General features: G+C 66.5%; 20 protein-coding genes and 1 tRNA gene. 9 read left to right on the top strand and 12 right to left on the bottom strand.

Features of this window, described 5'->3' with window-relative positions; translation table 11 throughout:
- Window positions 1-52: 52 nt before the first annotated feature.
- Window positions 53-181 carry a hypothetical protein gene (locus tag ACYJP6_RS16865; RefSeq protein WP_459476154.1) on the top strand — a complete coding sequence of 43 codons (129 nt, stop codon included), beginning with the start codon at window positions 53-55 and terminating at the stop codon, window positions 179-181.
- On the opposite strand, the gene ychF is transcribed toward ACYJP6_RS16865, so the two are convergent.
- The 8 genes from ychF to ACYJP6_RS16825 all read right to left on the bottom strand — a co-directional run bounded on the left by ychF (window position 182) and on the right by ACYJP6_RS16825 (window position 6,972).
- Window positions 182-1,282, bottom strand: coding sequence for a redox-regulated ATPase YchF (gene ychF, locus ACYJP6_RS16860; RefSeq protein WP_459476153.1), 1,101 nt, complete (start codon window positions 1,280-1,282; stop codon window positions 182-184).
- A 42-nt stretch (window positions 1,283-1,324) separates the two neighbouring features.
- On the bottom strand, window positions 1,325-1,909 hold the full coding sequence (gene pth / locus ACYJP6_RS16855; protein ID WP_459476152.1) for an aminoacyl-tRNA hydrolase: 585 nt from the start codon (window positions 1,907-1,909) through the stop codon (window positions 1,325-1,327).
- 34 nt (window positions 1,910-1,943) lie between these two features.
- Complete coding sequence (locus ACYJP6_RS16850; RefSeq protein WP_459476151.1) at window positions 1,944-2,567, bottom strand: 50S ribosomal protein L25/general stress protein Ctc; 624 nt, start codon at window positions 2,565-2,567, stop codon at window positions 1,944-1,946.
- Window positions 2,568-2,690: 123 nt separating this feature from the next.
- Window positions 2,691-3,632, bottom strand: coding sequence for a ribose-phosphate pyrophosphokinase (locus ACYJP6_RS16845; protein ID WP_007161553.1), 942 nt, complete (start codon window positions 3,630-3,632; stop codon window positions 2,691-2,693).
- A gap of 41 nt (window positions 3,633-3,673) precedes the next feature.
- Window positions 3,674-3,748: transfer RNA gene (locus ACYJP6_RS16840), tRNA-Gln, on the bottom strand.
- A gap of 25 nt (window positions 3,749-3,773) precedes the next feature.
- On the bottom strand, window positions 3,774-4,634 hold the full coding sequence (ispE, locus tag ACYJP6_RS16835) for a 4-(cytidine 5'-diphospho)-2-C-methyl-D-erythritol kinase (protein WP_459476150.1): 861 nt from the start codon (window positions 4,632-4,634) through the stop codon (window positions 3,774-3,776).
- Entirely contained in the window at window positions 4,631-5,251 is a 621-nt protein-coding gene (lolB, locus tag ACYJP6_RS16830) for a lipoprotein insertase outer membrane protein LolB (RefSeq protein ID WP_007161555.1), read from the bottom strand. The genes ispE and lolB overlap by 4 nt, the downstream gene beginning before the upstream one ends.
- Window positions 5,248-6,972 carry a tetratricopeptide repeat protein gene (locus ACYJP6_RS16825; RefSeq protein ID WP_459476149.1) on the bottom strand — a complete coding sequence of 575 codons (1,725 nt, stop codon included), beginning with the start codon at window positions 6,970-6,972 and terminating at the stop codon, window positions 5,248-5,250. The genes lolB and ACYJP6_RS16825 overlap by 4 nt, the downstream gene beginning before the upstream one ends.
- Window positions 6,973-7,216: 244 nt before the next feature.
- Here ACYJP6_RS16825 and hemA point away from each other — a divergent pair, with 244 nt between their 5' ends.
- From hemA to ACYJP6_RS16795, 6 genes are all read left to right on the top strand, one after another.
- Window positions 7,217-8,485 carry a glutamyl-tRNA reductase gene (gene hemA, locus ACYJP6_RS16820; protein WP_459476148.1) on the top strand — a complete coding sequence of 423 codons (1,269 nt, stop codon included), beginning with the start codon at window positions 7,217-7,219 and terminating at the stop codon, window positions 8,483-8,485.
- Window positions 8,482-9,564 carry a peptide chain release factor 1 gene (gene prfA / locus ACYJP6_RS16815; protein WP_459476147.1) on the top strand — a complete coding sequence of 361 codons (1,083 nt, stop codon included), beginning with the start codon at window positions 8,482-8,484 and terminating at the stop codon, window positions 9,562-9,564. Before hemA ends, prfA begins: the two co-directional genes overlap by 4 nt.
- A gap of 3 nt (window positions 9,565-9,567) precedes the next feature.
- Window positions 9,568-10,398: a peptide chain release factor N(5)-glutamine methyltransferase gene (gene prmC / locus ACYJP6_RS16810; protein ID WP_459476146.1), complete on the top strand. Its 831-nt coding sequence runs from the start codon at window positions 9,568-9,570 to the stop codon at window positions 10,396-10,398.
- Window positions 10,392-11,147 carry a molybdopterin-synthase adenylyltransferase MoeB gene (locus ACYJP6_RS16805; protein ID WP_459476145.1) on the top strand — a complete coding sequence of 252 codons (756 nt, stop codon included), beginning with the start codon at window positions 10,392-10,394 and terminating at the stop codon, window positions 11,145-11,147. Before prmC ends, ACYJP6_RS16805 begins: the two co-directional genes overlap by 7 nt.
- A complete protein-coding gene (gene murI / locus ACYJP6_RS16800) occupies window positions 11,140-11,931 on the top strand; it encodes a glutamate racemase (protein ID WP_459476144.1) in 792 nt (263 codons plus the stop codon). Before ACYJP6_RS16805 ends, murI begins: the two co-directional genes overlap by 8 nt.
- A gap of 150 nt (window positions 11,932-12,081) precedes the next feature.
- Entirely contained in the window at window positions 12,082-12,606 is a 525-nt protein-coding gene (locus ACYJP6_RS16795; protein WP_459476143.1) for an acyloxyacyl hydrolase, read from the top strand.
- A gap of 27 nt (window positions 12,607-12,633) precedes the next feature.
- Here ACYJP6_RS16795 and ACYJP6_RS16790 read toward each other — a convergent pair whose 3' ends face one another.
- The 4 genes from ACYJP6_RS16790 to ACYJP6_RS16775 all read right to left on the bottom strand — a co-directional run bounded on the left by ACYJP6_RS16790 (window position 12,634) and on the right by ACYJP6_RS16775 (window position 17,096).
- Window positions 12,634-14,058 (bottom strand): cryptochrome/photolyase family protein, encoded by a 1,425-nt coding sequence (locus tag ACYJP6_RS16790; RefSeq protein ID WP_459476142.1) that lies wholly within the window; start codon window positions 14,056-14,058, stop codon window positions 12,634-12,636.
- Window positions 14,055-14,999, bottom strand: a complete 945-nt coding sequence (locus tag ACYJP6_RS16785) for a MerR family transcriptional regulator (protein ID WP_459476141.1) — start codon at window positions 14,997-14,999, stop codon at window positions 14,055-14,057. The genes ACYJP6_RS16790 and ACYJP6_RS16785 overlap by 4 nt, the downstream gene beginning before the upstream one ends.
- The gene (locus ACYJP6_RS16780) at window positions 14,989-15,960 is read right to left on the bottom strand and encodes a YbgA family protein (protein WP_459476140.1); all 972 of its coding nucleotides are present in this window, start codon (window positions 15,958-15,960) and stop codon (window positions 14,989-14,991) included. Before ACYJP6_RS16780 ends, ACYJP6_RS16785 begins: the two co-directional genes overlap by 11 nt.
- Before the next feature lie 125 nt (window positions 15,961-16,085).
- A complete protein-coding gene (locus ACYJP6_RS16775; protein ID WP_459476225.1) occupies window positions 16,086-17,096 on the bottom strand; it encodes an NAD(P)/FAD-dependent oxidoreductase in 1,011 nt (336 codons plus the stop codon).
- 152 nt (window positions 17,097-17,248) lie between these two features.
- Between ACYJP6_RS16775 and ACYJP6_RS16770 the strand changes: the two genes are divergently transcribed.
- Both ACYJP6_RS16770 and ACYJP6_RS16765 read left to right on the top strand, forming a co-directional pair.
- Window positions 17,249-18,157 (top strand): TIGR01777 family oxidoreductase, encoded by a 909-nt coding sequence (locus tag ACYJP6_RS16770; protein ID WP_459476139.1) that lies wholly within the window; start codon window positions 17,249-17,251, stop codon window positions 18,155-18,157.
- The gene (locus ACYJP6_RS16765) at window positions 18,154-19,209 is read left to right on the top strand and encodes a ferrochelatase (RefSeq protein ID WP_459476138.1); all 1,056 of its coding nucleotides are present in this window, start codon (window positions 18,154-18,156) and stop codon (window positions 19,207-19,209) included. Before ACYJP6_RS16770 ends, ACYJP6_RS16765 begins: the two co-directional genes overlap by 4 nt.
- The last annotated feature ends 16 nt before the right edge of the window (window positions 19,210-19,225 follow it).

Genomic DNA, 19,225 nt, shown 5'->3' with positions numbered 1-19,225 from the left:
TGTGCCACTGGTTCAGCGGCATCCAGGTAACCGACCTGCTGACGGCACAGTCATGATCGAGCTGATGAGCGGCATCGCCTCGGCTGGCAATCCAGCCATGGCTAATGCATCCGTCAGAAAAGAAAAACCCTCTCAGGCTGCATGCCTGAGAGGGTTCGTCCAGCAAGATTCGGGTATTTGATCAGACGTTGAAGCGGAAGTGCATGACATCACCGTCCTTGACGATGTAGTCCTTGCCTTCCAGGCGCCACTTGCCGGCTTCCTTAGCGCCGTTCTCGCCCTTGAAGGCAATGAAGTCGTCATAGGCCACCACTTCGGCACGGATGAAGCCTTTCTCGAAGTCGGTATGGATGGCGGCGGCCGACTGGGGCGCGGTGGCGCCGACGCGGACGGTCCAGGCGCGGACTTCCTTCACCCCGGCGGTGAAGTAGGTCTGCAGGTTGAGCAGTTCGTAGCCGGCGCGGATCACCCGGTTCAGGCCCGGCTCTTCCATGCCCATGGACTCGAGGAACATCTGCTTTTCCTCGTCGTCGTCCAGTTCGGCGATTTCCGCCTCGATCTTGTTGCACACCGGCACCACCACGGCGCCTTCTTCTTCGGCGATGGCGCGAACCACGTCCAGGTGCGGGTTGTTCTCGAAGCCATCCTCGGCGACGTTGGCGATGTACATCACCGGCTTGCTGGTCAGCAGGTGGAAGCTGCGCACCAGGCGCTTCTGCTCCTCGTCCATACCCTTCAGCAGGCTACGGGCGGGCTTGCCGGCTTCGAAGTGGGGAATCAGCTGTTCCAGCAGGGCCTTCTGTGCCAGGGCTTCCTTGTCGCCGCCCTTGGCGTTGCGGGTCACGCGCTGCAGCTGCTTCTCGCAGCTGTCGAGGTCGGCGAAGATCAGCTCCAGGTCGATCACCTCGATGTCCCGCTTGGGGTCCACCGAGTTGGCCACGTGGATGACGTTCTCGTCTTCGAAGCAGCGCACCACGTGGGCAATGGCGTCGGTCTCGCGGATGTTGGCGAGGAACTTGTTGCCCAGGCCTTCACCCTTGGACGCGCCGGCCACCAGCCCCGCGATGTCGACGAATTCCATGGTGGTGGGGATCACCCGCTCGGGCTTGACGATCTCCGCCAGGGCGTTCAGCCGCGCATCGGGCATGGGCACGATGCCGCTGTTGGGCTCGATGGTGCAGAAGGGGAAGTTTTCCGCCGCGATACCGGATTGGGTCAGGGCATTGAACAGGGTGGACTTGCCGACGTTGGGCAGGCCGACGATGCCGCAATTGAATCCCATGGTGTGTGTCCTCGCGGAAGAAAAGGAAGAGGGTAGGGTAGGTCAGGCCTTGCGGCTGTGCAGGCGTTGCATGGCGCGGGTCAGGTCGCCGGAGAGCAGCTCCGGTACCACCTCAAGGGCGGCGTCGATACTGTTGTCGAGCAGTTCCTGCTCGCTGCGCGGTGCGCGGCCCAGCACGAAGTTGGAAACCAGGCTGGCATGCCCCGGATGGCCGATGCCCAGGCGCAGGCGCTGGAAGCCGTTCTGATTGCCGAGCTGGGCGATGATGTCGCGCAGCCCGTTGTGGCCACCATGGCCGCCGCCGGTCTTGAGGCGGGCGGTGCCGGGTGGCAGGTCGAGTTCGTCATGGGCCACCAGGATGGCCGCCGGCGGGATGCGGAAGAAGCCGGCGAGCGCCGCCACGGCCTGGCCGCTGCGGTTCATGTAGGTGGTAGGGATCAGCAGACGAACATCGTTGCCCGCGTGGCGGAAGCGCCCCACGAGGCCATGATACTTGCGCTCGGCAGCCAGGCTCGCGCCCTGGGCGGCTGCCAGTCGCTCAACGAAAAGGGCCCCTGCATTGTGCCGGGTCTGGTCGTATTCGGGGCCCGGATTACCCAGGCCGACGATCAGTTGGACGGCAGTCATGTCAGGAGCCCTTCTCGGTCAGGCGTGCGAGATATTACTCGGCAGCGCCTTCTTCGGCAGCACCGTCTTCGGCTTCTTCACGGATGCGCGGCAGGTGGATGCTGGCAACCGGCAGATCGCTGCCGTGGGCCAGGGACACCAGCTCGACGCCAGCCGGAACGGCCAGGTCGCTCAGGTGAACGATCTGGTCCAGCTCGACCTTGGCCATGTCGACTTCGATGAATTCCGGCAGGTCTTTCGGCAGGCAGGAAACTTCGACTTCGTTGATGGTGTGCAGGATCTCGCCACCCTGCTGCTTCACGCCCACGGAGGATTCCTGGTTCATGAAGTGCAGCGGGACGTGGGCGGTCAGCTTCTGACCGGCGACGACGCGCAGGAAGTCGGCGTGCAGGACGTAGCCCTTGGAGGGGTGACGCTGCAGGGCCTTGACCAGGACGCTTTCGTTGCTGCCACCGACCTTCAGGGTGATGACGCTGGAGTAAGCGGCTTCGCTTTCCAGCATCTTGGCCAGGTCTTTGCCTACCAGGGTGATGGAGGTCGGGGCCTGGTCGCCACCGTAGATCACGGCAGGAACGTTACCGGCGTTACGACGCAGGCGGCGGCTCGCACCTTTCCCCAGGTCGGAACGCACTTCGGCATTCAGAGTGAAATCAACCATTGTGAATCTCCAGGATAAGGAATCGGCGGGACGCGAACTTGCGACCAGTTCCACGACCCTACCGACTAAAAAGCCCCGGTAGGCCATCACGGCCTTCCGGGGCGCTTCCAGAGCGGCTGTCCCTTAACGGAACATCGCGCTGATGGATTCTTCGTTACTGATGCGGCGTACGGCTTCGGCCACCACCGGCGCGATGTCCAGCTGGCGGATGCGGCTGCAGGCCTGGGCCGCGGCGGACAGCGGAATGGTGTTGGTCACCACCAGCTCGTCCAGCACGGAGTTGTCGATGTTCTCGATGGCGCGACCCGACAGCACCGGGTGGGTGCAGTAGGCCAGCACCTTGGCGGCGCCGTGTTCCTTCAGGGCCTTGGCCGCGTGGCACAGGGTGCCGGCGGTGTCGACCATGTCGTCGACCAGCACGCAGGTGCGGTCCTGGATGTCACCGATGATGTGCATCACTTCCGACTGGTTGGCCTTGGGACGGCGCTTGTCGATGATCGCCAGGTCCACGCCCAGGCTCTTGGCCACGGCACGTGCACGGACCACGCCGCCGATATCGGGGGAAACGATCATCAGGTTTTCGAAACGCTGGTCTTCGATGTCGTCCACCAGGGCGGGGGAGCCGTAGATGTTGTCCACGGGAATATCGAAGAAGCCTTGGATCTGGTCGGCATGCAGGTCGACGGTGAGCACCCGGTTGATGCCCACCACGGTCAGCATGTCGGCCACGACCTTGGCGGTGATGGCGACCCGCGCGGAACGCGGACGGCGATCCTGGCGCGCATAGCCGAAATAGGGGATGACTGCGGTGATACGGGTAGCCGAGGAGCGGCGGAAGGCATCGGCCATCACCACCAGTTCCATCAGGTTGTCGTTGGTCGGCTCGCAGGTGGGCTGGATGATGAAGACATCCTTGCCCCGCACGTTCTCGTTGATTTCGACGCTGATCTCGCCATCGGAGAACTTTCCGACGGAGACGTCACCGAGAGGGATGTGCAGCTGGCGCACGATGCGCCGTGCCAGATCGGGGTTGGCGTTCCCCGTGAAGACCATCATCTTGGACACGCTGCAGTTCCTGCGGCTTGAGGTGGGTCTTGGAAGGAAAATGGCAGGGGCGGCTGGATTCGAACCAACGCATGGCAGGATCAAAACCTGCTGCCTTACCGCTTGGCGACGCCCCTGTATCTTGCAGAGTACTAGCTGTACTCATTCTCTGGTCAGGCTTGCCAGCGCCCGGTGCAACATGGAAACGTTGCTACCTTTGGCCACGAAGCCTGGAAGTGATGCTGGTAGCTGGCGAGCTACTGTATCAGCTTCGGTCTTATTTGGAAAGCTTCCAAATATGCAACCTCCAGTGCCGGTTAATCTAGCTGAAACAAATTTGTTTAGCAAGATCAAAGCGTTACGAATTTCTGGGTAACGCTTCTCGACCGTACTCTGGCAGTCGTTTCGACCTGTCCACTCGAGAACGGCGCAAACTTTAATGGCGGGAGTGTCTCGTGTCAACAGCGGATCGGAAAAAATTTCTGCTGTACTTACAGAGACTTGCGGCACGGCCACGAGGTACCAGGGTTCCGCAGGCGAAACGGGCGTGAGCTTTTCGCCCACGCCCTCGGCGAAGGCGGCCTGGCCGCGGACGAATACCGGCACGTCGGCGCCCAGGCGCAGCCCCAGGGCGGCCAGGTCGTCGAGGCTGGCATCCAGGCCCCAGAGATGATTCAGGCCGAGCAGGGTAGTGGCGGCGTCCGAGCTGCCGCCGCCGATGCCGCCGCCCATGGGCAGGCGCTTGGTCAGCCAGAGGTCGGCGCCCTGGCGGGTACCGCTCTCCTGTTGCAGCAGGCGGGCCGCGCGCAGGATGAGATTCTGCTCGGGGGCGACGCCGGGGAGGCCGTCGTGCAGCTGCAGGGTCCCGTCGTCACGTCCGGCGAAGCCCAGGTCGTCGCCCCAGTCGAGAAACTGAAACAGCGTCTGCAGTTCGTGGTAACCGTCCGGACGGCGGCCGAGGATATGCAGGAACAGATTGAGCTTGGCCGGTGCCGGCAGGGTGAAGGCGGGTGTCGCGGTCATTTGCCCAGCTCGCGCGGCTGCCAGGTCTTCACCACCAGGATGACTTCCAGGTCCTTGCCGGTGAGCTTGAGGCGCTCCGGCAGGGTATAGCCGTTCTGCTCGGTGTAGCGGGTGTATTCGACGGTCCAGCCGTCCTGTACCAGGCGCGCCAGGTGGCTGTCGGCGTCCAGGGTCAGTTGGCTGCGGCTGTCCGGGGCCGGCAGGCCACGCACCCACCAGAGCAGGTGCGAGACCGGCAGGCGCCAGCCGAGTTGCTGTTCCAGCAGGGCCTCGGGGGAATCGGCCTGGTAGCTGCCCTGGCCGGAGACGTCGAGGGTGACGGCGCCCGGGCGCCCGGTGAGGCGGGTGGCGCCGCGCCCCAGGGGGCCGGCCAGGCGGATGTCGTAGTAGTCCTGGCGCTGCAGCCAGAACAGGGTGCCGCTGCCGGAATCGCGCGGGGCGCGGATGCCGACCTTGCCGTCGATCTGCCAGCCGTCGAGGGCGGCGATCCGCTGCTTGTGGGCCTGCCACTGGGCGGCATTGCCCTGGCCTTCCACGGCCTCCTGGCGAGAGGTGCTGGCGCAACCGGCCAGTAGGGCGAGCAGGAACAGGGTGAAGAGGGTACGCACGCGGATCATCGGAGGGTTTCGCTTCCAGTCAGGCGTTTGAGGGTACTGCGCAGGATGGCGTCGTCGGCGTCGGCGTCGAGGCCCACGCGCCAGACCTTGCGCGCTTCGCTGCGCTTGCCCTGGGCCCAGAGCACCTCACCCAGGTGCGCCGCCACTTCGGCATCCGGGAAGCGTTCGTAGGCCTGGCGCAGATAGCGCTCGGCGTCGGCCAGCTGGCCCTGGCGATAGCGAATCCAGCCCATGCTGTCGAGGATGGCCGGATCGTCCGGGCTGAGCTGGTGCGCCTTGTCGATCAACTGGCGCGCCTCGTCCAGGCGCGGGGTGCGATCGGCGAGGGTGTAGCCCAGGGCATTAAGCGCCATGGCGTTGTCGGGGTCGTGGGCGATGATGTAGCGCAGGTCGCTTTCCAGCTGGCCGAGATCGCCGCGCTTTTCCGCCAGCATGGAGCGGACGTAGAGCAGGTTGAGGTCGTTGGGATATTGCTGCAGCGCCTGCTGCACGGTCTGGTCGGCGAGGGCGGTCTGGTCGGCACTGGCCAGGCCTTCGACTTCCAGCAGGTAGAGCGGCACGGCGTATTCGCTCTGGCGCTTGCGCGCCTCGGCCAGGCGTTGACGCGCCTCGGCGACGCGCCCGGCGCCGAGCAGGATTTCCGTCTGGCGCTGCTGGGCGGCCAGGTAGTCGGTGCCCGGGCCGACCTGGGTGTATTCGGCCAGCGCCTGGTCGGGCTGGTCGAGTTCCTCGTAGCTGCGCCCCAGGTTGAGGTGCGCGGCATCCACATGGCTGCCGCGGTCGATCAGCTCCTTGAGGTAGACCTGGGCTTCGCGCCAGGCCTGGGCCTCCAGGCAGACCAGCGCCAGGGAGAATCTCAGGTCGTCGTCATCCGGGAACTGGGCGACCAGCTCGGCGAATTCGCGCTTGGCTTGGTCCAGGCGATCCAGTTCCACCAGCAGCCGGGCATGGGCCAGGCGCAGGCGGCGGTCTTCCGGGTGCTGGCGGATGCCGGCTTCGAGCAGGGGCAGCGCCTCGGCGCTGCGGTCCTGGCTCTGCAGCAGGCGCGCACGCAGCAGCAGCGGGGCGACTTCGCGCTTGGCCGCCGGATTGCGCTCCAGCAGTTTCAGCGCCTCGTCGGGGCGGCCGTCCTGCTGCAGCAGCAGCGCCTTGCCGAACAGCAGCTGGCCGTTGTGCGGGTACTTGGTCAGCAGCCGGTCGAAGCTCTTGAGCAGGCCGGCGCGGGTGGTCTCGTCGGTTTCCGCGGCGGACAGGGCGAGGAAATCGAAGTGGGTATCGCCCTGGCCCTGGAGCACGCGCTCCATATAGGCCATGGATTCGTCGTAGCGCCCGGCGCGGGCCAGCATGATGGCGGCGGCGCGCTGGGCATCGAGGTTGTCCGGCGCGTTGCGAGCCCAGATCTGCGCGGTTTCCAGCGCCGGGGTATCGGCACCCAGGTATTCGGCGATGCGGAAGGCGCGTTCGGCCACGCCCGGGTCCTGGGTCGACTTGGCCTGCTCGACGTAGTTGGTCAGGGCGATGTCGAAGCGGTTGCGCTGGCCGGCCAGCTCGCCGACCAGCAGGTCGTAGAGGGTGTCTTCGCGGAAGGAGCCGGCCGGTTGCGGCGTGCTGGTCTTGGCGGTGGGCGGCGGGATGGCGGCGGCGGGCGTCGGCTGGCGGCCGAGGTTCTGGCAGCCGGCGAGCAACAGGGCGGTCGTCAGCAGCGCAAGGTATCTGGTCATAGGGTCGGGGCGGCCTTTTTACAGTCGGTCCATCATGCCACAAGAGTTGTCCCTGCCGCGTCGCCCATGCGCAGCGGCGGGCCGGGAAGTGCGGTGGTCGAGGCTGTTGACGCCTTTTGCCCGGCAAGATTCATTCGCCCAGGCTATGACGGCGATTGTCCGACGGCTCGTCGCTGCTGGTTGTCGCCACAGCGCGCGCGTAGGACAATGTTCGGCTTTCCCACCCGTTCGACTGCTTGCGTCCATGGCCTTTCTCGCGCTCGGCATCAATCACAAGACCGCCTCGGTTGAGGTGCGCGAACGCGTGGCTTTCACCCCGGAACAGACGGTCGAGGCCCTGCGCCAGCTGGAACAGGCGACCCACAGCCGGGAAGCCGCCATTCTCTCCACCTGCAACCGCAGCGAACTCTATCTGGAGCTGGAGCCGACCCTGGCGGAAGCGGTGCTCGCCTGGCTCGCCCAGTACCACCGGGTACCCCTGGAGGATCTGCGCGCCAGCATCTACCTGCACCAGGACGAAGCCGCGGTACGGCACATGATGCGGGTGGCCGCCGGCCTGGATTCCATGGTGCTGGGCGAGCCGCAGATCCTTGGCCAGCTCAAGTCGGCCTACGCCGTGGCGCGTGAGGCCGGCACCGTCGGCCCCCTGCTGGGACGGCTGTTCCAGGCCACCTTCAACACCGCCAAGGCGGTACGCACCGACACGGCAATCGGCGAGAACCCGGTGTCGGTGGCCTTCGCCGCGGTCAGCCTGGCCAAGCAGATCTTCAGCGACCTCAGTCGCAGCCAGGCGCTGCTGATCGGCGCCGGCGAGACCATCACCCTGGTCGCCCGCCATCTCCACGAACAGGGCGTGCGCCGCATCGTCGTCGCCAACCGCACCCTGGAGCGCGCCAGCCACCTGGCCGAGGAATTCGGCGCCCATACCGTGCTCTTGGCCGACATTCCCGACGAATTGGTCAACAGCGACATCGTCATCAGTTCCACCGCCAGCCAGTTGCCGATCCTCGGCAAGGGCGCGGTGGAGCGGGCGCTCAAGCAGCGGCGGCACAAGCCCATCTTCATGGTCGACATCGCCGTGCCGCGCGACATCGAGCCCGAGGTGAGCGAGCTGGAGGACGTCTACCTCTATACGGTGGACGATCTGCACGAGGTGGTGGCCGAGAATCTCAAGAGTCGCCAGGGCGCGGCCCAGGCCGCCGAGAAGCTGGTGCTGGCGGGGGTCGAGGACTTCATGCAGCGGCTGCGCGAGCGCGCCGCGGTTGACGTGGTGCGGGCCTATCGCCAGCAGGGCGAGCAGATCCGCGACGACGAGCTGGCCCGCGCCCAGCGGCAACTGGCCAACGGCGCCGATCCCCAGGAGGCCCTGGCGGCCCTGGCGCGCAGCCTCACCAACAAGCTGATGCATGCCCCGAGCGTGCAGCTCAAGAAACTATCCGCCGAGGGGCGCGTCGACGCGCTGACCCTGGCCCAGGAACTCTTCGCCCTCGACGAGGGTTTGGACAAGACATGAAGACCTCTCTGTTGCACAAGCTCGACGGTCTGCAGGACCGCTTCGAGGAGCTGACCGCGCTGTTGGGCGACGCCGAAGTCATCAGCGACCAGACCCAGTTCCGCGCCTATTCCAAGGAATACGCCGAACTCGAGCCGGTCAGCCAGGCGTTCACCGAATACCGCAAGGTGCAGGCTGACCTGGACGGTGCCCAGGCGCTGCTCAAGGACAGCGATCCGGATCTGCGCGAGATGGCCGAGGAGGAGGTCGCCAGCGCCAAGGCGCGGCTGCAGGAGCTGGAAGACGAGCTGCAGCGCATGATGCTGCCCAAGGACCCCAACGACGGCCGCAACGTCTTCCTGGAAATCCGCGCCGGTACCGGCGGTGACGAGGCGGCGATCTTCGCCGGCGACCTGTTCCGCATGTACTCGCGCTATGCCGAGCGCCAGGGCTGGCGCCTCGAGGTGCTTTCGGAGAACGAGGGCGAGCACGGCGGCTTCAAGGAAGTCATCGCCCGGGTCGAGGGCGACAACGTCTACGCCAAGCTCAAGTTCGAGTCCGGCGCGCACCGCGTGCAGCGGGTGCCGGAGACCGAATCCCAGGGCCGCATCCATACCTCGGCCTGCACCGTGGCGGTGCTGCCCGAGCCCGACGAGCAGCAGGCCATCGAGATCAATCCGGCCGATCTGCGCGTCGACACCTATCGCTCCTCCGGCGCGGGCGGCCAGCACGTCAACAAGACCGACTCGGCGGTGCGCATCACCCACCTGCCCACCGGCATCGTGGTGGAGTGCCAGGAAGAGCGCTCGCAGCACAAGAACCGCGCCAAGGCCATGGCCTGGCTGTCGGCCAAGCTGAACGACCAGCAGGACGCGGCGGCGCACAAGGAAATGTCCGACACCCGCCGGCTGCTGGTGGGCTCGGGCGACCGCTCCGAGCGTATCCGCACCTATAACTTCCCCCAGGGCCGGGTCACCGATCACCGCATCAACCTGACCCTCTATTCCCTGGGCGAGGTAGTCAACGGCGATGTCCAGCAGGTCATAGATCCGCTACTGCAGGAATACCAGGCCGACCAGCTGGCAGCCCTGGGAGACTGAGCCATGGCCACCATCGGCGCGCTGTTGCGCGAAACCCAGTTGCCCACCTCGCCCAGCGCCCGCCTCGACGTCGAACTGCTGCTGGCCGCCGCCCTGGACAAGCCGCGCAGCTACCTGCGCACCTGGCCGGAGAAGCTGGTGTCGCGCGAGGCCCTGGCGCGCTTCCAGGCCGATCTGGAGCGCCGTCGCCAGGGTGAGCCGGTGGCCTACATCCTCGGCCACCAGGGGTTCTGGTCGCTGGACCTGGAAGTGAGTCCCGACACCCTGATTCCCCGCCCTGACACCGAGGTGCTGGTGGAAACCGCCCTGGCCCTGCCACTGGCGGACGAGGTGCGGGTGCTGGATCTGGGCACCGGTACCGGGGCCATCGCTCTGGCTCTGGCCCACGAGCGGCCACGTTGGCAGGTCAGCGGGGTGGATCGCATCCCGGCGGCGGTCGCCCTGGCCCGGCGCAATGCCGAGCGACTGCGGCTGGCCAATGTCCGCTTCACCGAAAGCCATTGGTTCGCTGCCCTCGCCGGGCAGCGTTTCGCGTTGATCGTCAGCAATCCACCCTACATTGCCGGCAGCGATCGCCACCTGGACGAGGGCGACGTGCGCTTCGAGCCGCGCAGTGCCCTGGTCGCCGGGGGCGATGGCCTGGACGACCTCCGCGACCTGATCGTCGCGGCGCCCGACTACCTGCAACCCGGCGGCTGGCTGTGGCTGGAGCATGGCTTCGAGCAGGCTTCCGCGGTGCGCGAGCTGCTGGTGCGCCAAGGCTTCGCCGAAGTGGAGAGTCGCCAGGACCTGGGTGGTCACGAACGCATCAGCGGTGGTCGTTGGTCATGCTGAGCGACGGCGAACTGCTGCGCTACAGCCGGCAGATCCTGCTGGCCCAGGTCGACATCGCCGGGCAGTTGCGACTGAAAGAGTCCAGGGTGCTCATCGTCGGTCTCGGCGGTCTGGGTTCGCCGGTGGCGCTCTACCTGGCTGCGGCCGGGGTCGGCGAGCTGCACCTGGCCGACTTCGATCGCGTCGATCTGAGCAATCTGCAGCGCCAGGTACTGCACGATGAAACCCTGATCGGCCAGGGCAAGGTGGATTCGGCGCTGCAGCGGCTGGCGGCGCTTAATCCCGAGGTGCGCCTGGTGCCGCTGCGCGAGGCGCTGGATGCCGACAGCCTGGCGGCGCGGGTGGCCGCGGTCGATCTGGTGCTGGATTGCTCCGACAACTTCACCACCCGGGCCGCGGTGAACGCTGCCTGTGTCGCCATGGGCCGGCCGCTGGTGAGTGGCGCGGCCATTCGCCTGGAAGGCCAGCTCAGCGTCTTCGATCCGCGCCGCGCCGACAGCCCTTGCTACCACTGCCTCTATGGCGAGGGCAGCGAAGCCGAACTGAGCTGTAGCGAGGCCGGGGTGCTGGGGCCGGTGGTGGGCCTGGTGGGCAGCCTGCAGGCACTGGAGGCGCTGAAACTGCTGGCCGGATTCGGCGAACCGCTGGTGGGACGCCTGCTGCTGGTGGATGCGGCGGGCAGTCGCTTCCGCGAATTGCGCGTCAAGCGTGACCCGGGCTGCCCCGTGTGCGGCGCGCGCCATGGCTGACGAGGCACCGATCGGGGTCTTCGACTCGGGCGTCGGCGGCCTGTCGGTGCTGGCGGAGATCCAGCGGCTGCTGCCGGCGGAAACCCTGCATTACGTGGCCGATTGCGGCCATATCCCCTATGGCGAGAAGACGCCGGCCTTCATTCGCGAGCGCTGCCAACTGATCGCCGCGCGGCTGCACGCCCAGGGCGCCAAGGCCCTGGTGGTGGCCTGCAACACGGCGACGGTGGCTGCGGTCGCCGACCTGCGCGAGCGCTATCCCACCTGGCCTATCGTCGGCATGGAGCCGGCGGTCAAGCCGGCGGCGGCCGCCACCCGCAACGGCGTGGTCGGGGTGCTGGCGACCACCGGCACGCTGCAGAGCGCCAAGTTCGCGGCCCTGCTGGACAGATTCGCCCTGGGCGCCCAGGTGCTCACCCAGCCGTGCCCGGGGCTGGTGGAGCAGGTGGAGCGGGGTGACCTGCAGGGGCCCGAGACCCGGCGGTTGCTGCAGGGCTTCCTGGCACCGCTGCTGGCGGCGGGCTGCGATACCCTGATCCTGGGCTGCACCCACTATCCCTTCCTGCGGCCCTTGCTGGCCGAACTGGTGCCGCCGGAGGTCATCCTGGTGGATACCGGCGCCGCCGTGGCGCGTCGCCTGCACAGTCTGCTGACCCAAGACGGCCGCCTGGCCGCGGGCCCGGCCGGCCCGACGCGCTTCTGGACCTCGGGCGATCCCGCCGCGCTGGTCGAGGTACTTCCCTCGCTCTGGCCTGCAGGGGCCGAGATAAAGGCGTTCGTCTGACTTTCCGCGAGGGTTTCGCTCGCCAAAGCCCCGTGCAACGACTAGCATTCAACTCTGTAGGTAAAATACCGAAGCCTGTGAACCCCTTCACGCCTTCGGGGTCAATCCTGGCGGTTCGTAAAAATTAGAAACATCCACAAGGGCACTCTCATGAACAAATTGCTTTCCTTCGCAGTAGCCGCCGCGCTTTCGCTCGGTGGAGTGGCGTCGGTGCAGGCCGCGGAAATTACCGGCGCGGTCGGTGCGACCAGCCAGAGCGGCATGACCTATCGCCTGGGTGCCGGCTGGAAATGGGACAAGAGCTGGTGGGAAAGCTCCACGGGCCGCCTGACTGGCTACTGGGACGCGGGCTACACCTACTGGGAAGGCGAGAGTGGCCATTCCTCCGGGGAGCACTCGCTATCCTTCGCGCCGGTGTTCGTCTACGAGTTCGGCCATGGCTACCTGAAGCCCTTCGTCGAAGCCGGTATCGGCGTGTCGGTGTTCTCCAGCACCAAGGTCGGCGAACAGGATCTGGGCTCGGCCTTCAACTTCGAAGATCGTCTCGGCCTGGGCGTGAAGATTGGCGAGACCCAGCGGGTCGGCATCCGTGCCACCCACTATTCCAATGCCGGCATCAAGCAGCCCAACGATGGCATCGAGTCGTACGCGCTGTTCTACAGCCACAGCCTGTAAACCGGGTTGGAATGAAAAAAGCCGGACTTAGTCCGGCTTTTTCGTTGCCGTCTTCTGGCGCGCCATGCCGCGATAGGCGGCCAGGGCGCGCTCGCGACTTTCGCCCAGGTCCACCAGTGGCGCCAGGTAACGGCCACCCGGGGTATGCACCGCCTTGCCCTTGAGCGCCGCCAGTTCCGCTACCCAGGTGCGTACGTAGTCGCCCCGAGCATCGATCTTCAACGCCTGCGTATGGGGGTTGAATACCCGGAAGTAGGGCACCGAATCGGTACCCGTGGAGGCGCTCCACTGCCAGCCGCCGTTGTTGGAGGCCAGGTCGCCATCGATGAGGTGGCGCATGAACCAGCGTTCGCCTTCACGCCAGTCGATCAGCAGGTTCTTGCAGAGGAACATGGCGGTCAGCATGCGCATGCGGTTGTGCATCCAGCCGGTCTGCAGCAGCTGGCGCATGGCCGCGTCTATGATCGGAATGCCGGTACGCCCCTGCTGCCATGCCTCGAGGCCCTCGGGATCGTCACGCCAGGGCAGGGCGGCAAGCTCCCGGTTGAAGGGTTGATTGCGCGACACCCAGGGATACCCCACCAGCACATGGCGATAGAACTCGCGCCAGAGCAATTCGGTGAGCCAGGTGGCGGCGCCCTGGCTACCCCCGCTGAGCTGGCCCTGGTTGGCCTGCACCGCGGCCTGGAGGCACTGGCGCGGAGTCAGCACCCCGGCGTTCAGGTAGGCCGAGAGCTGGCTGGTGCCGGGCTCGGAAGGAATGTCGCGGGCCTGATGATAGTCGTCCAGATCTTCACGGATGAAGGTCGCCAGGCGTCCGAGCGCTGCCTCTTCACCGGCCGGCCAGAGTTTTTGGACCTCGGCTGGGGGCGCAGCGAAGCCATCGATCACCCGCGGCAGCTCATCCGCCGCAACCGGCCGGCCCTGCTGCTTGGCGGGTGGCGGCAAGGGCGTGGGTAGTCCGGTTTCCAGGCGGGCGAGACAGGTCTTCTTGAATTGCCCGAAGACCTTGAAGTAGCCGCCGCTCTTGGTCAGCACCGTACCCGGGGCGAACAGGGTCTGGTCGAGGTAGCGATGCACCCCCAGGCCCGCTTCGGCGAAGGCCTGAGCCACGGCGTCGTCACGTGCCGCCTCGTTCAGGCCATACTCGTCGTTGAAATGCAGGTCGGCGAGCCCGAGTTCCCTGGTCAGCTCCAGCAGCACCTGGGGCGCCTGCTCCCAGCGGTCCGCGCTACGGATCAGCAACGGGATGTTCAGTGCCCCGAGCGTCTTGCCGAGTTCGGCGAGATTGCGCAGCCAGAAGTCGACCTTGACCGCCGCCTCGTCGTGCTCCTGCCATTGCGCGGGGCTGAGCAGGAAGACGGCGGTGACCGGCCCCCGTTCCGCGGCGGCGTGAAGGGCAGGGTGATCATGGGTGCGCAGGTCGGTGCGAAGCCAGACGAGCTGACTCATGCATGACGTTCCTGACGCAGCAGCCCGGCACCCTGGAGCCGATCGAAAGCCTCGCCCGGACTGCGCGCCGGCGCGGCGTCGGCGGTCAGGGATTCGCCCAGGGCGCCCAGGGTCAGGCAGGGTCGCGCATGGCGGTTGGCGAAGGCCTGCAGCTGGCGCCGCAGCTCGCTGTCGGGACGGCTGTCGCGGCAGAGGATCAGCGCCCGGGGATCGAGCTGCTCGACCAGGCGATCCAGGTTGGCCACCGGAATCGACCACTCCACCACTTCCACCGGGCAATCCGCCGCGCTGATCAGCCAGGCGCAGAGCCACACCGACACGTTCATCGGGGTGTCGTCCAGATTCAGCAGCACCAGGGGCGCGCCCCTCAGGTTGTGCTGGCTGTGGTAGATGCGGGCGCCCAGCTTGCTGCGCAACCAGGATTGGAAGAACACCTGCTGCAGGCGCCCATCGTCGGTGGCCTGGCTGAGTCGCTCCAGTTCCCGCAGCAGCGGGGAGAGTAATTGGTCGAGCAGCACGCGGGGTGGATAGAGCGAAGCAGCCCGGTTGTAGGCCTCGTCCAGGGCCCGCGAGGCGAGCCGGCCGATGGCGTCCATCATTTCCTGGTGGATGCCCTGCCAGGGCGTATCACTGGGTACCGCCGCCGGCCGCTGTTCGTCGAGCAGGCCCTTGACCTGGCTGACGGCTACGCCGCGGGCGATCCAGGCGAGGATCTGCTGCACCCGGACGACATGGGCCTCGCTGTAGAGTCGATGACCCTTGGGCGTGCGTTTGGGGACCAGCAGGCCATAGCGCCGCTCCCAGGCTCTCAGGGTCACGGCGTTCACGCCGGTGCGCCGAGCGATTTCCCGGATGGGCAGCCAGCCCTCGTGGAGGGCGGATTGGTAGTCCTGATCTTCCCCGGCAGGCGGCGAAGGCAGGGGGGTAGCGCTAGATGGCATTTCGCAGACTCAGACGTTCGGGGTGCGGTTGGAGATAGGCCTGCTCGTTCACGTAGCGATCCGGATGCTGGCGGAAATGATGCTTGAGCAGGGTCAGGGGCACGACCAGGGGCACGACCCCCTCATGGTATTGCTCGATCAGCTGTTGCATCTCCTGCTTCTCGCTGTCGCTCAGCACCCGACGCAGGTAACCGAATAGATGATAGAGCACATTGCAGTGAGTACCACGGGTCGCGCACTTTTTCAGCGCGGCCATCAGGCCACTGAAGTACTCCTGGCCCAGCTCGTCCAGATTGCGCTGGCCGATGCTGCCCACCAGCTGGCCGAGGGCCCGGGCGCGGTGGGCATCGTGGGCCATGAGCTGGTACTTGTAGCGGGAATGATAGGACAGGAGCGCCCGCGCCGTCAGACCTTGTTGCAGCAGTTGCAGCCAATGGGCATGGGCGAAGACGCGGGTGACGAAGTTTTCCCGCAGTACCGGATCGTTCAGGCGGCCCGCTTCCTCGACCGGCAAGTCCGGTCGTAGACGCATGATGGCGGCGGCGAACAGGCCGCGGCCATCGGGTTCGCTGCCCTGGCCGTTGGCGTGGTAGACCTTGACCCGTTCCATGCCGCAGGACGGCGATTTCTGCATGAAGATGAAGCCGGACAGGTCGGTGAGCTCGCCGGCCATCTTCTCGCCATAGGCGGTGAGGGCGGCGGTCACGTCCAGGCTCGGATCCATGGTCCCCACGGCGCGCGGCGCCTGGGCGTTGCCGACCAGGCGGATGGGTTCGCGTGGCGTCCCCAGGCCGATGGCCATTTCCGGGCACACCCGGACGAAGTCGAAATGCTCGGCGAAGGTCTGGCTGCACAGCCGGGATTCCTTGTGTCCACCGTTGTAGCGGACTTCGTCACCCAGCAGGCAGGCACTGATACCCAGGCGCGGACGAGGCAGGCTGGAAGGAGCGAGGTAAGACATGGAGATCCCCTGTCGTGTATTTTCTTGTACAAGGTTTGCCTATTTGTACAAGTTTCGTGCAACTTTCGACAGGGGGTTACCGTAAAAGATTCGCCGCAGGTTACGGACGGCGTGCGCTTCGTCGTTTATTCCAGACTGCCCAGGAGCTGTTGCGCCGCCTCATGACCACTCAGCCATGCCCCCTCGACCCGACCGCTGGAGCACCAGTCGCCACAGGCGAAGACGCCCATGTCTGGATCGGCCAGAGCGCCCCATTGGTGCGGTTGTGCCGGTCGGGCATAGAGCCAGCGATGCGCCAAGGTGAAGCTCGGGGCCGGCAAGGGGCAGCCGATCAGCTCGGCAAAGGCGCCGTGCAGGCATTCGATTACCTCGTCCTTCGAGGCATCGATGTGCGCCTTGCTCCAGGCGCTGGTGGCATGCAGCACCCAGGTGTCCAGGGTGGCGTCGCGCTCGGGCTTGCAGCGGTTGCGGGCCAGCCAGTCCAGCTCGCTGCCCTGTACGAAGCAGCCTTCCACCGGCGTCTGCAGGGGCGTGGCGAAGGCCAGCGCCACCGACCAGGTCGGCTCCATGCTGACGCCGGCCACCGTGGCCGCCAGCTTGGGTACGCTGGACAGCAGGGCGGTGGCCTGGGGCGCCGGCATGGCGATGATGACCTGGGCGAAGGGCCCATGGGTCTCGCCGTTGGCGTCGAGCAGATGCCAGTGCTTGGCGCCGCGGAAGACCTCGGTGATGCGGCAGTCGAAGGTGACCGGCAGATCGGCCAGCAGGTGGCGGGTGATGGCGCTCATGCGCGGAACCCCGACCCAGCGTGGCTGCTCATCCTGGGACGGACTCAGGCGGCCGTCGCGATACTGGTACAGCACCGGATTCCACTCGGCGGCGCAGCCCGCACGGCGCCACTCGTTGAGGGCGTCGATGAAGCGCCGATCGCGGGCGGTGAAGTACTGGGCACCCAGGTCGAGGGCACCGGCCTCGCTTCTCTTGCTGGCCATGCGGCCGCCGCTGCCGCGGCTCTTGTCGAAGATCTGGACCTGCTGCCCGGCGCGAATCAGCGTCTGGGCAGCGGAAAGTCCGGCTATTCCTGCGCCAACGATGGCGATAGGGGCAGTCATGATGGACCTCGCTTGTCTGACGATTCGCCCTTGTCGAACGTTTGCGTGCGCAAGGGCTCTACGGCTACGACTGGCAACCGTTCTGGATCTTTCGACCCACGACCATACCAAACAATCCTCTTCCCTTCGTTCAGATGCATCCGGGCGACAGGGCAATACGAGAAGGAAGTGACGACATGCATATCCTGCTGACAGGTGGCACCGGACTGATCGGCCGTGCGCTGTGCCGCCAATGGGCGGCTGCCGGACACCAGCTCACCGTCTTGAGCCGCGACCCGGCGCGGGTCGCCCGCGAATGCGGGCCTGGCGTGCGCGGCATCGCCCAGCTGGACGCGCTGGGCGACGAGCACCTGGACGCCGTGGTCAACCTGGCCGGTGCGCCCATCGCCGACAAGCCCTGGACCCGTAGCCGCAAGGCCGAACTCTGGCAGAGCCGCATCGGCACCACCGAGCGGCTGATCGAATGGCTGCGCGGGCGCAGCCAGAAGCCCGCGGTGCTGCTGTCCGGTTCGGCGACCGGCTTCTATGGCGACAGCGGCGAGAAGCCGGTCAGCGAGACGGACAGCCTGGCGGGTCCCGACTTCGCCGGCGAGCTGTGCCTGGCCTGGGAGCAGGTGGCCAACGAGGCCGAGGCGCTGGGGATCCGCGTGGTCAATCTGCGCACCGGCCTGGTGCTGGCCGCCGACGACGGCTTCCTGCTGCGCCTGCTCCCGCCTTTCCGCTTCGGCCTGGGCGCGCGCCTGGGTAACGGACGCCAATGGATGCCGTGGATTCATTTACAGGATCAAATCGGGGCCATCGATTTTCTTCTCAACCGCAGCGACGCCCAGGGTCCCTATAATCTCTGTGCCCCCCAGCCGGTGCGCAACCGCGACTTCACCGAGGCGCTGGGACGGGCCTTGCGGCGCCCGGCGCGATTGCTGATCCCCGCCTTCGCCCTGCGCCTGATGGGAGAGCTGTCCATCCTCCTGCTGGGTGGCCAGCGCGCCCGCCCCGAGCGCCTGCTCGCGGCCGGGTACGTCTTTCGCTATCCCGAGCTGGACGCGGCCCTCGCCGACCTGCTCGCTGCCAAGGATTCACGATGACTGCCAACGCTCTGCTGCTCGCCAACCTGGGTTCGCCCGATTCGCCCCACGTCCCCGACGTGAAGCGCTATCTCAACCAATTCCTGATGGACCCCTATGTGGTCGATCTGCCCTGGCCACTGCGCCGACTGCTGGTGTCGCTGGTGCTGATCAAGCGACCCGCGGCCTCGGCCGAGGCCTATGAGTCGATCTGGTGGGACGATGGCTCGCCACTGATCGTGCTCAGCCGCCGGCTGCAGGAGGCGGTGCGCCCATACTGGCCGCACGGGCCGGTCGAGCTGTGCATGAGGTACGGCGAACCGTCGGTGGAGTCGGTGCTCAAGCGCCTGGCCAGCCAGGGCATCCGCGAAGTGACCTATGCACCGCTCTATCCGCAGTTCGCCGACAGCACCACCACCACCGCCATCGTCGAGGCGCGGCGGGTGATCGAGGAACACCAGCTGCCGCTGACGCTGAAGATCCTGCCGCCCTTCTACGATCGTCCGGAATACCAGGCGGCGCTGGCGGCCAGCGTCGAGCCCTATCTCGAGCAGCCCTACGACCACCTGCTGCTGTCCTTCCACGGCCTGCCCGAGCGGCACATCCGCAAGCTGGTCAAGGATCGCAAGCACGACCTGCGCGCCCCCGACAGCAGCAAGGTCAGCGCCAAGGCCCTGGCCGTGTGCTACCGCAGCCAGTGCCAGCGCACCGCCGAATTGCTCGCCAAGCGGCTGGGCATTCCAGCGGGCAAGTGGTCGGTGTCCTTCCAGTCACGGCTGGGCAAGGACAAATGGATCGAACCCTACACCGAGGCGCGGCTGGACGAACTGGCCAAGGCCGGCGTGAAGCGGCTGCTGGTGATGTGCCCGGCGTTCGTCGCCGACTGCATCGAGACCCTGGAAGAGATCGGCGATCGCGGTCGCGAGCAATTCATCGAGGCCGGTGGCGAGGAGCTGGTACTCATCCCCTGCGTCAACGACCACCCGGCCTGGGTGCAGGCCCTGGTCGAACTCTGCGAGGAAGTAGCGGAGCTGCCGCCGCAGCCCATCGAGCAGCCCAGGATGCCGGCCTAGCGCGGCATCCTGGGCT

Source organism: Pseudomonas sp. No.117, assembly GCF_054558395.1.
Note: the sequence above shows the minus strand (reverse complement) of the source record. Positions and strands in the feature narration are given on the sequence as shown.